Origin of the sequence: Marinomonas hwangdonensis (assembly GCF_003721245.1) — a bacterium.
GTDB classification, from domain to species: Bacteria; Pseudomonadota; Gammaproteobacteria; order Pseudomonadales; family Marinomonadaceae; genus Marinomonas; species Marinomonas hwangdonensis.
The window spans coordinates 552624-566844 of the sequence record NZ_RIZG01000001.1; the positions used below are offsets into that span (position 1 = coordinate 552624).

The following is a 14221-nucleotide window of genomic DNA, read 5'->3' on the forward strand; positions in this document are numbered from 1 at the left end:
ATTCTCAACTTCAGTGAATTATTGGCAAAACTTAGTTATGAATCCATGTGACGTGAAGGGACTGAATCGTGGTATTGTACCCTGAGACGATACGGTGGTTGCGGTAGATTTCTCAACCTGTAGTATTGCGTTAATAATTGAAGAGGCTTGAAAATGGATTTTTTAAAGAGACCAGATGATGTCGTTTACAGCTTATGTGATTATCACCCTTGGCGCGGGGGCTTCAACCCAAAAACAGATCGTAACTCAAGGCTAATTATGGATCTGAAAAGCAGCTCATATTCATATGCAAGTTCTCATTTTTCTAAGATTTTAAGTGAAAGACTAAAAAGCTATGAGTTTCCAGATGGTATCTTACAAGTTGCAATTGTCCCTAGTTCACAGTCTAACAAAGTAGGTTTAGGACTTGTTAAACTAGTATCAGAGTTAACGCATCCTGGTATTGTTTATAATAAAGATTTCTTGGTTAGATATAAGACAGTTTCAAAATCTCATATTAGTGGCGATAGGTCTCTCGAAAAACATTTAGACTCTATAAACAATCAGGCATTTTTTAATTTGCACGCACCTTTTCTAATAATTGATGATGTTGTCACATCTGAATCTTCTTTAAGGGCATGTCAGCAGATACTAAAAAGCGCAGGTGCAGAGCACGTGGTCATGCTTGCTATTGGATGTACAAAATGAGTGATTTATCTGCATTGCATGCATTAGCAATGGAAAAGTCAAAAGGTTTAAAAAAAGACACAGTTCGTGAAGTCGTAAAAAATACTCCTTATGGATCTATTAGTGATCTAAAAGAGCTGAAGGAGTTTGCGCTTGCTTCGTTTGATGCGTCGTACTTTCCTAACGAAAAGGCCTGGAATGAATCTTTTCGAATACTTGAGTTGAGTGAAAAAGAATCAATTCACTGCATCTCAATCGAAAGCGCTCTTTACCCAAAATATTTAAAAGAGATAGATGATGCACCTACAATGCTTTATTTGAAAGGTGATCTAAAATGTTTGTCTAAATTGCCGGGTGTATCGGTGGTAGGGTCTAGGAAGGTTTCTAAGAACGGTGGAGTGATTGCAAATCGCATTGCAAATTTTGTTGCTGAACAAGGGTTAGTTGTAGTAAGTGGGCTTGCTCTAGGTGTTGATACCTTAGCTCACAAGGGGGCTTTAATGTCTGGAAGACAGCACTCGACAATTGCTGTCCTTGCGCACGGATTAGAGGTCGCAAAACCTTTATCTAATGCGAAACTCGCTGAAGAAATAATAAACAATGGAGGTTTGTGGGTGTCTGAGCATCATATTGGTGTAGAGGCCAAGCCCTATCAGTTTGTTGCTAGGAATAGAATTCAACTAGGCCTTTCTGCTGGATCGATTATTATTGAGGCTGGACTGAGTAGTGGCACTGTGACACAGGCAAAATTTTGCGTTAAGCAAGGCCGGCCATTGTTTGCAGTCGTGCCTGAAGACGACACAAATAGATTAGGTTTATTTTGTGAGGGCACGCAAATGATGGTTAAAGATCTCAACGCATTTCCGTTAAAAAATAAAAAAGACTACCCTGAGATGATACGCATATTAAATCGCCAAGTCGAGATGATGAAGTTGGTCTAGATAGGCCGATCACCAATACTTTATTCGGATATTAATATTAGGTCATGATGAAAAAAAATACTTTAAAAGCGATTTTATTTTTTCTTATATTGTCTTTTTTGCCTCTAAATGCTGCCTCTATAATAAAAAAATCTAAATCAGATATCTGTCATGCACCAGACACTGAATACTACAGCCGAACTAAGAACTTCACACTCTACGACACGTTAGACCAGTGTCTTGCCAGTGGTGGCCGATTACCCAAAGGTCAGAGCTACACTTCACAGCCAAAGCCTAAAGTAGCATCAGAAACATCAGGTAAATACAGTCGAGATGAATTTGGGAGAGGTTGGGCAGACGAAGACGGGGACTGTCAAAACACTCGCCAAGAGATTTTAATTTCTCTTTCTACTGCACCAGTACGTTTCACTAATGATCGTGAATGTAGAGTCACATTTGGTCGTTGGATTTCGATGTACTCGGGTGAAGTGATTTTTGATGCTTCAAAGCTAGATATTGACCACATTGTTCCTTTAAAGTGGGCGTGGGATAACGGAGCAGATAAATGGAGCAAAGAGAAACGAGAGCGGTTTGCTAATGATCCCGCTAATCTAGTCGCTGTTGAGGCTTCTTTAAATCGCCAAAAAGGTGCGAAAGGGCCAGACGAGTGGCTACCACCTAGAAACCAAACTCAGTACAAAGCAAGATTTGAGCGGGTTTGGAGGACATACCGGTAGTTTTTTTCACATAACAAACTGAAAGTTACTGCACCTTTTTAGCACCATTTTATTTATATGTTATTGATAAAAAACAATTAATTGATTCCGGTCCCGGGCACCATTTATGGTGCCTTTTTTTATGCCCAAACTTTCTAAAGAGCGCTTATCTTGCTCAATCCCTTTAAATATCTTCTCTCCATGATTTTCTTAGTTGCATGATTTTTGATCCACCGACGTTGCGTGGTTTTGAGAGTGTTCTTCTATACGCTACGTCGGCCATGATTTTCTTTTTTGCTTAAGTCGTACTGTTAGATCAAGTCGAGACTAATAAGTTACTTGAGCATCCCTCGTAATACGTACTGCAAAATACCGCCATGTTTATAGTAGTCCCACTCTTTGGGCGTATCTATTCGTATGTCAGCACTAAAGCTTACTTTTTTGCCTTCGCTATTGGTCGCCACCAGGGTTACGTCATCGCTTTTATCGTGCAAGCCATTGATATCAAATTGCTCTTGCCCTGTTAAACCAAGAGATTCACAACTGTCACCGTCTTTAAATTGCAGGGGTAAGACGCCCATACCAATTAAATTTGAGCGGTGAATTCGCTCATAGCTTTCTGCAATTACAGCTTTTACACCCAGCAATAATGAGCCTTTAGCCGCCCAATCGCGCGATGAACCGGTGCCGTACTCTTTACCCGCTAAAATAATCAGTGGCGTATTGTTTTCTTGATACGCCACTGCTGCATCGTAAATACTGGCTAAGTTATTGTCAGGTTGAGTGCGAGTGATACCGCCTTCGGTACCCGGCGCAAGTAAGTTTTTCAGTCTTACGTTGGCAAAGGTTCCGCGAACCATCACTTCGTGATTGCCTCGACGAGAGCCATAAGAATTAAACTGCGCTTTTTCTACGCCATGTTCTTTCAGATATAAACCGGCTGGAGAGTCAGCCTTAATCGCACCAGCTGGAGAAATATGGTCGGTGGTAACAGAGTCTCCCAGTTTGGCTAAACAGCGCGCGCCTTTGATGGTAGGAATACCCGGAGGGTTGATACTCATGTCATCAAAAAAGGTGGCTTTTTTAATGTAGGTAGACGCGTCGCTCCAGTCGTAAAGTTTGCCATCCGGTATTTGAATTTGCTGCCAGTGGCTATCTCCTTCGTATACGTTAGCGTAGCTTTTGGCGAACATTTCTTTGGTAACGGTTTCTTTAACCAGATCGCTGACTTCTTTTACACTTGGCCAAATGTCTTTAAGGTAAATGTCTTTGCCGTTCGCGTCTTGCGCTAGAGGCTCCTTGTAGACATCTATATCAGTACGACCTGCAATGGCGTAGGCGACAACGAGTGGAGGCGAGGCCAAAAAGTTCATTTTTACGTCTTGGTGAGTACGGCCTTCAAAGTTTCGGTTGCCTGATAAAATAGAGCTAACGATGAGTTTGTGTTTTTGGATGGCGTCGGATATTTCACTCGCTAATGGGCCGGAGTTACCAATACAAGTGGTGCAACCGTAGCCGACGAGGTTAAAGCCAAGGCTCTCTAGGTCATCCATTAATCCGGCTTTTTCTAAGTAGTCTGTCACGACTTTAGAGCCTGGCGCCAATGAGGTTTTCACCCAAGGTTTTACATCAATACCCAGTTGTTTTGCTTTTTTAGCGACCAAACCTGCGGCTAAAATAACACTTGGATTTGAAGTGTTGGTGCAACTGGTAATGGCGGCAATCACACAAGCTCCATCGTTTAATTCAAATTCTTGGTCTTTAAATTTTACGATGGCAGCGCCCTTAATTTGCGCTTCATCAACGGACTCATCGGGGTTCGTTATTGGACCTTCATTGTCAATTCGTGCTTGTCCTTCATTACTTTTGTCGTGACGAGCCATGCGTTCGTCTTGAAAGTCTTTTAGATGACGACGAATAACATCCCCCGCTTTATCAAGGGCGATTCTGTCTTGTGGGCGTTTAGGGCCAGCAAGGCTAGGCACAACATCATTCAATTTAAGTTCAAGTTTATCGGTGTAGTTGGCTTCATCGCCATCATTGCGCCATAGACCTTGGTGTTTTGCGTACTCTTCTATGAGGTTAAGCTGCTTTTCATCTCGGTTGGTTAAACGAAGATAATTAATGGTTTCATCATCAATAGGGAAGATACCGCATGTTGCGCCGTATTCTGGCGCCATATTGGCTATGGTGGCTCTGTCGGCAAGGGGTAAGTCAGCAAGGCCATCGCCGTAAAATTCGACAAATTTACCGACTACACCGTAATGACGCAGCATTTCGGTGACGGTAAGAACGAGATCGGTGGCTGTGGTGCCTTCTGGTAGTCGGCCACTTAATTTCACACCGACGACCTGAGGGATTAGTAAGCTAATCGGTTGGCCAAGCATAGCGGCTTCGGCTTCAATCCCGCCAACGCCCCAACCAAGCACCCCTAAACCATTAATCATTGTGGTGTGTGAGTCCGTTCCCACTAGCGTGTCTGGGTAGGCAAATTTTTTGCCATTGCGCTCTTCGTTAAAAACAACTCGAGCTAAATATTCTAAATTTACTTGATGCACAATGCCGGTGGCGGGTGGCACGACTTTAAGGTTATCAAAGGCGGTTTGTCCCCAGCGCAAAAATTCGTAGCGTTCTTTATTTCTTTCGTATTCCAGTTTGGTATTTAAATCAAACGCTGCTGCATTGCCGTAACCATCGACTTGAACAGAGTGGTCAATAACCAGTTCGGCTGGTGATAGCGGGTTTATTTTTGCCGGATCGCCGCCCAGTTTTTCCATGGCATCGCGCATTGCAGCTAAATCAACAATGGCTGGCACGCCGGTAAAGTCCTGCATGACAACACGTGCAGGCGTAAAAGCCACTTCGGAGGAGGGTTTGGCTTGAGGATCCCAATCTAATAACGCTTGGATGTCTTGCTGTTTAATATTAACGCTGTCTTCGTTACGAAGTAGATTTTCGAGTAATATTTTTAAAGAAAACGGCAGCCGCTTGGCTCTGTCACCAAGCCCTTTTAAGGAGTGAATATGAAATGGCTCGCCATTAACAGTGATCTGTTGTTGGGTGTCGAAACTATTGTTCATTTTTTTCCCCTTTGTCAATTAGACAGATATCTTTAGACAGATATCTTGAAAAAACCTCTACAGTGTGATGTGTGGATAAATGTTTTATTAGTAAGCAGTGTAGCAGTCCTGTTAGCTATTTAGTGGCATTAGGCAGTAGTCATTTAATTGGAAGATGAAAAAGAGGGTTGGACGGCTTGTCCAACATGTCTGTGTTGTGGCGGAAAAAGCCGTAGGCTGCGCAAAAAAGTGCGTTTTCTGTGTCTAAAATCGCTGAGCTTCTGATACATCCTATGATGTTGCAAATATGTGGGATGTTACTCAGTTCGACAGTAAAATTAAGCAATCTTAATGCGTTTTTAATGGAGGGGTGGGCGGTATGCTGCAAAGAAAGTTGCCTTTATCAAAAAGGACAACTCTCTTTTTTCAAGCAGTACTGTCAGATTAAATAGAGACTAATGCTGTTCAATATAACATTTTTCAAGAAACGCCCCGTTAGTTTGGGCTAAAGGCGTCGCCCTTAAGGATTTTAACTACTCGCTTTTACGTTCGCCTTTGCCTTCCTGTTTATGGTCTTTACGGTCAGATTTGTCGCCTTTACGCTCTGATTTATCGTTTGCGCATTCGTCCATATGATTTTTTTGTTGTTCGATAAATTGTGTTTTCTGTTCTGGCGTTAGAACGCTCAACATTTGATGTTGTTTGCTGAGCTTTTCTACCTGACGTTCTGTATGTGTATCTGACATTTGTTCTGCGAGTGCTTTGGCTTTTGTGGTGTCAAAGTTGTCGGCAAGCAGTAGTTCATTCAGTTGGTTGCGATGTGCTTCTTGCTGGGTTTGTTCCTTTCCGCCTCGTTTCATAGTGTCTTTGTTGGCCCGGCGAAGTTCCTTGAGTTGTGTTTTTTGATCGTCAGTCAAATTGAGGTCTTTCATCATGCTGCGGTCCATGCCACTGCGACAGTCATTGTGTGAGCCGCGATGATCTTTACCGCCATAGGCAAAGGCACTGCCAGCACTGATAGCGAGTGGAAGAACAAGGGATGCTAGGATGAGTTTTTTTGCCATTTTCATAAAGACTTCCTTTAGTATGTTTTTTTACATGTCGGTATTGGATTGTGCTTCTGCGTTTTTGCGCATGTGGGTAGCTTAGAGGTTTCTAAGTAAAGTGGCGTCGTTGAAAGGTAAAGTAGGGTAAAGGTGGCGTCATCCTAGTGCTTTTTGCGTAAAATGAGCGTGTAGTCTTTATTCGGTTTATTTGTTTCGTTCATTTAGGAAGCGCCCATGTCACAGGTTTTGATCATTGATGATGATGTTGAGTTAAGTGATCTATTAAAAGAAGTGCTGTCTTTTGAGCATTTTACAGTCAACGCGGCGTATGACGGGGTGGCGGGCTTGGCTGCGATGAATCATGAGGTGGATCTGGTATTGTTGGATGTGATGATGCCAAAGTTGAACGGCTTTGAGACGTTAAAACAATTGCGTGAAAAATGGGACGTGCCGGTGTTGATGCTCACCGCGAAAGGGGAGGAAATAGATCGTGTGGTGGGTTTGGAGCTGGGCGCCGACGATTATTTGCCAAAGCCTTTTAGTGAGCGGGAGTTATTGGCCAGAATCCGCGCCATATTACGCAGAACCCAAGCGATTAAGTCGTTGGAACAAGTGGCATCGACTGATAAGGGGCCAGCGTCGGTGTCCTCTGCTGTCAGTGATGTGCTGGTTTATCATGATATTACGCTTTATCCTGGTAAGTTGGAGGCATTTTGCAATACCGATTTGTTGGATTTAACCAGTACGGAATTTGCTCTCCTGCAGTATTTTTTACGCCATCCGGGGCAGGTATTAACAAAAGAACTGCTCAGTCTTGATGTGTTGGGTAAGCGGCTTGCTATGTTTGACAGGGCGATTGATATGCATGTGTCTAACTTGCGCAAGAAGCTGCCAGATTGGCCCAATGGCAAAGCAAGGATAAAAACCTTACGCGGACGCGGCTATTTATTGGTTGAGGGCGACTAATGCGTTTACCTAACATCACCAGTTTGTACGGTCGTATTTTTGCGATATTTTGGTTTACCATGTTTTTGGTGGTGTTGGTGGTGTTGGCTTTGCCGCGTTTCGACCCCCGTCAGACCCGCGATATTGCGCCACCTCATTATGAGCGTTTTGTGGATATAAGAGACCAATTAGAGCAAAGGTTTGCGGGATTCTCTGAAATAGACGCCGTGGTGAGGCAGCTTGATGGTCGTCGATCTCATCGTGATTCCGATGACGGTAAGCTGCGACTTTTTATTACGGATCTTGATGGCCATATTCAGACAATGGAACACCGCTCTGATCACGTATTTAAAGCACTACGCAACTTTGTGACAACCATTGAACCCCCTCAAAAACCCCAGCAAAAATTGTACGGTAAGATGATGATTTCTGGGCCTTTACCGATTCGCTTGGCGAATGCCGATTACTATTTGTACCTAGGGAGTCGTTCGGGTGAGCCACCGCACTTTTTGTTGCAATTGTTTGACAGTCCGATGCGCTTGTTATTGGCCGTCATGTTGGTTAGTACGCCGTTATTGCTTTGGTTAGCCTGGGCGCTGAGCCAACCCGCTCGACGTTTAGAAAAAGCGGCTCAAAGGGTGGCGCAGGGCGTATTTGAGATTGATCCTGAGCTTGAGAAAGGCACCTCAGAGTTTCGTCAAGCGGGCGCCAGCTTTAATCAGATGGTGACGGCGGTTAATGTGATGATTTCCCGTCAACAGCGTTTGTTGTCGGATATTTCTCATGAGTTGCGTTCACCCCTCACTCGCCTAAGAATGGCGCAGGCCTTGGCGACGAGAAAGCAGGGCGACAGTGCGGATTTAACTCGTATAGACGTTGAGGCTCAGCGTTTAGAGGCGATGATTGGTAAATTGCTCGAATTGTCTAGTGTGCAAGTAGACAGCCATTTAAATCGTGATGTCTTGTCTTTGTCAGATTTGTGCGGCGAGCTCTTAGCGGATGGTCAATTTGAGGCTGAGCAGATGGGGAAAGCCTTGGTTGCGTCAGATGTGCCGCTTCGCTCAATAAGCTGTCATCCACAGTGGTTGATGAGCGCACTTGAAAACATTGTGCGCAATGGGGTCTACTACAGCAAAATGCAGGTTAGTGTGTCTCTGGTGGTTACTAAGCTGGCCAATACAGACCATGTTGTGATTCGTGTGGAAGATGACGGTGAAGGGGTTCCTGAGGATGAATTGAGTTCGATTTTTAGGCCTTTTTATCGAGTGTCAACCGCCCGTGATCGTCACAGTGGTGGAGCGGGGCTGGGGTTGGCCATTGCGGAAAACGCCATTCGTCAGCATAACGGTACGGTGCGGGCGGCGCGCAGTGAATTGGGCGGGCTCTTAGTAGAAGTGGCTTTGCCATTAGTTTAAGCGTGTTTTAGACGTATTTAAAAAGTGTTTTTAAGGTGTTTTTTTGGATTATCGTAAAGCATTGGTGGACAACGCGGTGAATTCAGCCCATATTGGTGTGACTCATCGTGCTTAGGCATCTGTATTGTTAAACGATTGACCATAAAGCACCTTTTTTAAACACACATATTGTAACCAGACGCTCACTGACACCACACACTTTGTTCATTACTTATCCGAAACCTATCGTCTTAAATTCGTTTTCTTATTTTATTCGACCTTATGCTTTACACGAGTTATTAGAACAAAGGGGGAAGTTGCGTTAATTTTTCTCTTATTTCACAGGAATCCAATGATACATACCGCTAAAGAATTTGTTCTACAACGCATTTGTACTTTTGCTAGTCAAGTGTTTGACCCTAACTCAGACTCACAGGTGGTTGGGATATTAAAAAGTAAGTTTAATATCCGTCTACCGCAGCGCCGTTCGATGAACGAGTCCTTGTCTTCAACCGTGAGCGACCATGAAATTATTACCTTGATCTTGAAATACCGTTCAATGAAAGAGTCTTGATTCGGGCGAGCAATGGCCTATTGAATGGCCGTGGTTATTTTTTGACGCTATTTTTTGACACAGACAAAGATAGCGTTGCCAGACACTTGGTTCCAAGTCACAATTTTGCTGTGTTCGTGTTCAAATACATGAACATCAAAATACGGCGATAAGAGCCTTTGTAACTCGCTAAAATTGAACGCCACCATAGGGTGTTCGTCCGCCCAACGTTGCGTTTGCTCTGCGTTCGTTTTTTCGATACTCAGCTTCAGTGTTTGTTTTTCCCCATCACCACCATAGTACCAAGACGACCCAAATGAAAACTGACTGTTTTCGTGCATTAGGCTGTGTTTGGCTGACAGGGCGTTGTCTATGTGGTCTTTGTCGACTGCGTTAAAGCAAAATACGCCCCCTAAACTGAGAGCCTTGTGTACGCTTTCGATACAGTGAGTTAAATGGTGAAAGTCGCCACTGTAATGAATGGAATACAGAAAACAGGTGATCAAATCATAGGGAGTGTCGACCGTAAAATCGCACATATTGCCCAACTCAAATCGAGCCTCAGGGCAGCGTTGTAAGGCGAGATCCAGCATTGGTTGGTTAATGTCTAATCCGCTGCACGCATAGCCTGCTTGTTGAAGATGATAAATATGTGGTCCTGTGCCGCAGGCTAAATCGAGATGGCGGTTTCCCGTATTGCCGAAAATCTGATGGAGCCGATGCGCGCTGTGGCTTTGATCTTGGTAGTTAATATCGGCACACATTAAATCGTAATAGCCAGATAGATCGGTGTAGAGCGCATTGTCGGACATAGTGTATTCGCTTGGCGGGTGGAATTTGAGGGCGAATCATATAGTAATCAGAGGAAATTCTCTGCTTATTTTTGGCTGTTTCATCGAGAACATGGTGCTAACAGAGCGAACCCCTTTCGCCTGTAAAAGCTTTTTACTTAACAGCTCGTCGTAGCTATCAAGATCCTTTGTAATCACTTTTAGCATAAAATCGCAGTCGCCACTGACGGAGTGACATTCGAGAATTTCTGGGCATTCCTTGATGATAGAAAGAAAAGGCGCCAGAGTTTCTGGGTGGTGATTGTCCATAGACACTTGCGCAAACGCAATGACGTTTAATTGGACTTTTTTTGCGTTTAATTCGGCGGTATAGCCTTTTATGTATCCTTCCTCTTCCAAGCGTTTCAGTCGTCTCCAGCAAGGCGCACTGGACAAGCCAATGCTGTCCGCCAACTCCCTATTACTTAAACGACCATCTTTCTGTAACGCAATGAGTATGGCGATATCAAATTTATCGAGCATCAGGTGTCTCCTTTTTTATTATTTTGAGAAACAATGTTGCGTAGCTTGCCAAACAATATCCAAATAAGAAAGATAATTTCGCTATGTCGTGGATATCATTAATGCATCGTAATTATAAAAATAAAGCTGAAAAGCGACTCAACAAAATGGTGTATTGCTATGACTCAATTGCTGAAAGAAAAACATGTTGTAAAAGACCGAGTGAACGACGAGCCTAGGTTTGATTGGTTTGAAGTCAGTCGGCTGATGATGCTCTCCCGAGCGTTGGATGAGATTGAAGAAAAGGAGTTGGTGCCAGAGAAACGGGTCTTTAATCAATTTTCTGCACGGGGTCATGACTTTGCGCAGATACTGCTAGGATCGCTATTGACGCATCCGCATGACGCAGCAAGTGGGTATTACCGTTCTAGACCTTTTGTGATGAGTCTTGGTATTGATTTAGATGTGGTGGTCGCGTCCCCCATGGCGAAAGCGGGTGGCTACAGTGACGGACGTGATATTGGTGTGGTGTGTAACTTCCCCAATGTAGACAGAAAAGGCGCCATGCTGTTTCCTATGTGTGGCGGTGTTGGTGCGCAATACACGCCAATTTCAGGCTGGGCACAGTCTATTGTGTACCATAAAAATCAGCTGAAAGATTTCAGCTACGTGGGCGCCATGGCAGTGTCTATGGGGGGCGATTCCTCCATGTCGACCAATGGTTTCTGGTCCGCGTTAAACATTTCAACCACCAATAATCTCCCTCATCTCTTTTATATTGAAGACAATGGCTATGGCATTTCTGTGCCTCAAGAGGTGCAAACCCCTGGTGGCGATCAGGTTTCTAACCTAAAAGCCTACAAGAATTTGCATATTATTGATGGTGACGGCACCGACCCTTATCAGACACCAGCGCTGATACAAGAAGCAGTAGATTATGTCCGCTCTGGTCAGGGTACGTGTCTATTGCGCCTAAAGGTGCCTCGCTTGTGTGGTCATACCTTCCAAGACACTCAAACGTACAAGCCTGCAGATTTTATTGCTGATGAACAAGCGAGAGATCCCTTGCCCAAGCTCAAGCAATACTTATTAGATAATGGACTAATGAGTGAGACGGTGTGGCAAAATCTTGAAACACAAAGTCATCAAGAAATTCGTGATGCAGTAGAGCGCGCTAAGCAGCTCCCTCAGCCTGATCCAGAGAATCTAAAGCGTTTTGTGTACGCTGAAAAAGATCAGGTTCAATTGCGTGGTGGGTTGGCCGCTAGCGGACATCAATTTCCTGTATCCAGTTTTGACTCTAAGCCTGAAGGCGCGAGACTTAACATGCTTACGGCGATACGTAAAACCTTGGACTTCGAATTAGCCACCAACCCAAAAGTCATGGTGTTTGGAGAAGATGTGGGGCCTAAAGGTGGCGTGCATGGTGCGACCCTTGGTTTGAATGAAAAATTTGGTGACCACCGAGTATTTGATACCAGTTTGTCTGAAGAGGGCATCATTGGGCGTTCTGTCGGCATGGCGTTAAGTGGCCTGATGCCAGTGCCCGAAATACAGTTTAGAAAATACGCGGAACCCGCGGCAGAGCAACTTTCTGATACGGGTATTATGCGCTGGAGAACCAATAACCAGTTTGCTGCGCCTATGGTGGTGCGTATTCCGGGTGGTTTTGCCCGTCGTGGTGATCCATGGCACTCCATGAGTGATGAAGTGGAATGGGCGCACAAAGTCGGTTGGCAGTTGGCCATGCCTTCCAATGCGGAAGACGCGGTGGGGTTATTGCGCTACGCGCTTAGAGACAATAATCCGACGATCTTTTTTGAGCATCGCTCCTTGTTGGATAATGCTTGGTCTCGTCGCCCATACCCTGGCGACGACTTCGTGATTCCGTTTGGCAAAGCCAACACCATTTTGACTGGTACAGACCTAACGGTCGTCTGCTGGGGCGCTATGGTAGAGCGTTGTGAAAATGCCGCCAAAGAGCTCAAGAGTACAACCGGTAAAAGCATTGAAGTCATTGATCTAAGAACCTTGCAGCCATGGGACAAAGACGCGGTACTGAGTTCGGTGGAAAAAACAGGACGTTGCTTAATCGTTCATGAAGACAATAAAACCGCAGGATTTGGGGCTGAAATTGCCGCTGTGCTCGCTGAGGAATTATTTTTCAGTCTAGATGCGCCCATTCAACGTCTCACCATGCCCGACATTCCTAACCCTCATAATTTTCTATTGCTAGAAAGCGCGGTGCCGAGTGAGCAAAAAATTGCACAAGCCATGCAAAACTTGATTGATGTGTGAGGGGAATGAAATGAGTGAATCAATGACCATTGCGCTGCCTGCTGGCGCGCTAGAAGGAACCGCAGCAACCTTGTCTGAATGGCTTGTTTCTGAGGGGGCGCTGGTTAAGAAAGGCGACCCTATTTTGGAGTTGGAAACCGATAAGGTGTCGATGGAAGTGTGCGCCGAAGTAGATGGTGTGATTGCTAAAATATTAGCGGCATCCGGTGAAAACGTCGATGAAAAGACCGTTTTGGGCTATATAGAGCAGGCGTCTCAGGCATCAAAGTCGTCAGCAACAAAGGCTCAGTCTTCTGAAAAAATCAGTGAATCGACTAAATCGGCAGAAAGCGTTCATGATGATTCTGATAATGCGTCATCACGACGTCACCTGATTGGCCCTGCCGTTAGAAAACTGCTGAGACAGCATAATCTCGACATTGATCATATCCCAGGCACGGGTAAGGGCAACCGAGTGACGCGCAATGATATTTTGCAGTTTGTTCAAGACGGCGGCGTACAGGGTATTGATGCTAACCCTGTTGAGTCCCAAAAAGGTGATGAGAAGCGTGCGAGCACGTCTGGCGGCTTAATAGGTAAAAAAATCCCTCATACCACTATGCGTAAGAAAATCGCTAGCCACATGGTGGAAAGTTTACTGCATACGTCACCCCATGTGACCAGTGTGTTTGAAATGGACATGGGGCGCATTATAGAGCACAGAAAACAGTGCAAGATGGGCTTTGAAGAAGCCGGTGTGAAATTGACCTTTACCGCGTATTTCCTAGCCGCTAGTGCAAAGGCTATGCAAAAAGTGCCTGTTGTGAACTCGCGGTTTCATGATGATTGCTTGGAGATATTTGAAGACATCAACATCGGTGTCGGCACCGCGTTAGGGGATGATGGGCTGATTGTTCCGGTTGTGAAACAGGTACAAGAAAAGAATCTGTTTGAAATCGCCTCAGCGCTTCAACAACAAACCGATAAAGCCAGACAGGGTAAGTTGGTTGCTGCAGACATGAGAGAGGGCACGTTTACTATCTCAAATCATGGTGTGAGCGGCAGCCTATTTGCTACGCCAATTATCATTAACCAGCCTCAAGTGGCTATTTTGGGCATTGGTAAGCTTGAAAAAAGAGTTGTGGTGGAAGAGGTGAATGGTGAAGATATCATGGTTATTCGCCCAAAATGCTATGTGTCACTCAGCATTGATCACCGAGCTCTAGACGCCCACCAAACCAATTTATTCCTTGCGCATTTTGTTGAAGCAATAGAGAACTGGGGTAAGTAGGGTTACATGTCATAAAAAAGCGCAGACCGTCCATTTTAAGTTGGACTCACTGCGCTTTTTTT

General features: G+C 44.7%; 12 protein-coding genes. 8 read left to right on the forward strand and 4 right to left on the reverse strand.

Going from position 1 to position 14221, the window contains the following annotated elements; genetic code table 11:
* Positions 1–153: 153 nt before the first annotated feature.
* Genes EBI00_RS15915 through EBI00_RS02570 form a run of 3 tightly spaced genes read left to right on the forward strand, consistent with a single transcriptional unit; the run spans position 154 to position 2323 of the window.
* A complete protein-coding gene (locus tag EBI00_RS15915) occupies positions 154–687 on the forward strand; it encodes a hypothetical protein (protein ID WP_148039065.1) in 534 nt (177 codons plus the stop codon).
* Positions 684–1607 carry a DNA-processing protein DprA gene (locus EBI00_RS02565; RefSeq protein ID WP_158600732.1) on the forward strand — a complete coding sequence of 308 codons (924 nt, stop codon included), beginning with the start codon at positions 684–686 and terminating at the stop codon, positions 1605–1607. The genes EBI00_RS15915 and EBI00_RS02565 overlap by 4 nt, the downstream gene beginning before the upstream one ends.
* 44 nt (positions 1608–1651) lie before the next feature.
* Positions 1652–2323: an HNH endonuclease family protein gene (locus EBI00_RS02570; protein WP_206612541.1), complete on the forward strand. Its 672-nt coding sequence runs from the start codon at positions 1652–1654 to the stop codon at positions 2321–2323.
* Between the two features lie 314 nt (positions 2324–2637).
* On the opposite strand, the gene acnA is transcribed toward EBI00_RS02570, so the two are convergent.
* Together acnA and EBI00_RS02580 are read right to left on the reverse strand one after the other, a co-directional pair.
* Positions 2638–5382, reverse strand: a complete 2745-nt coding sequence (gene acnA / locus EBI00_RS02575; protein WP_123094346.1) for an aconitate hydratase AcnA — start codon at positions 5380–5382, stop codon at positions 2638–2640.
* Between the two features lie 512 nt (positions 5383–5894).
* The gene (locus tag EBI00_RS02580; protein WP_123094347.1) at positions 5895–6431 is read right to left on the reverse strand and encodes a CpxP family protein; all 537 of its coding nucleotides are present in this window, start codon (positions 6429–6431) and stop codon (positions 5895–5897) included.
* 210 nt (positions 6432–6641) lie between these two features.
* Between EBI00_RS02580 and EBI00_RS02585 the strand changes: the two genes are divergently transcribed.
* The 3 genes from EBI00_RS02585 to EBI00_RS02595 all read left to right on the forward strand — a co-directional run bounded on the left by EBI00_RS02585 (position 6642) and on the right by EBI00_RS02595 (position 9320).
* Entirely contained in the window at positions 6642–7373 is a 732-nt protein-coding gene (locus EBI00_RS02585; RefSeq protein WP_123094348.1) for a response regulator, read from the forward strand.
* Complete coding sequence (cpxA, locus tag EBI00_RS02590; protein WP_123094349.1) at positions 7373–8767, forward strand: envelope stress sensor histidine kinase CpxA; 1395 nt, start codon at positions 7373–7375, stop codon at positions 8765–8767. The genes EBI00_RS02585 and cpxA overlap by 1 nt, the downstream gene beginning before the upstream one ends.
* Before the next feature lie 331 nt (positions 8768–9098).
* Positions 9099–9320 carry a hypothetical protein gene (locus EBI00_RS02595; RefSeq protein WP_123094350.1) on the forward strand — a complete coding sequence of 74 codons (222 nt, stop codon included), beginning with the start codon at positions 9099–9101 and terminating at the stop codon, positions 9318–9320.
* 47 nt (positions 9321–9367) lie between these two features.
* Here EBI00_RS02595 and EBI00_RS02600 read toward each other — a convergent pair whose 3' ends face one another.
* Together EBI00_RS02600 and EBI00_RS02605 are read right to left on the reverse strand one after the other, a co-directional pair.
* Entirely contained in the window at positions 9368–10111 is a 744-nt protein-coding gene (locus EBI00_RS02600) for a class I SAM-dependent DNA methyltransferase (RefSeq protein ID WP_123094351.1), read from the reverse strand.
* Between the two features lie 36 nt (positions 10112–10147).
* Positions 10148–10612, reverse strand: a complete 465-nt coding sequence (locus EBI00_RS02605) for an Lrp/AsnC family transcriptional regulator (RefSeq protein WP_123094352.1) — start codon at positions 10610–10612, stop codon at positions 10148–10150.
* Positions 10613–10771: 159 nt separating this feature from the next.
* On the opposite strand from EBI00_RS02605, the gene EBI00_RS02610 reads away from it, so the two are divergent.
* Entirely contained in the window at positions 10772–12889 is a 2118-nt protein-coding gene (locus EBI00_RS02610) for an alpha-ketoacid dehydrogenase subunit alpha/beta (protein ID WP_123094353.1), read from the forward strand.
* A 10-nt stretch (positions 12890–12899) separates the two neighbouring features.
* Positions 12900–14159, forward strand: coding sequence for a dihydrolipoamide acetyltransferase family protein (locus EBI00_RS02615; RefSeq protein WP_123094354.1), 1260 nt, complete (start codon positions 12900–12902; stop codon positions 14157–14159).
* The last annotated feature ends 62 nt before the right edge of the window (positions 14160–14221 follow it).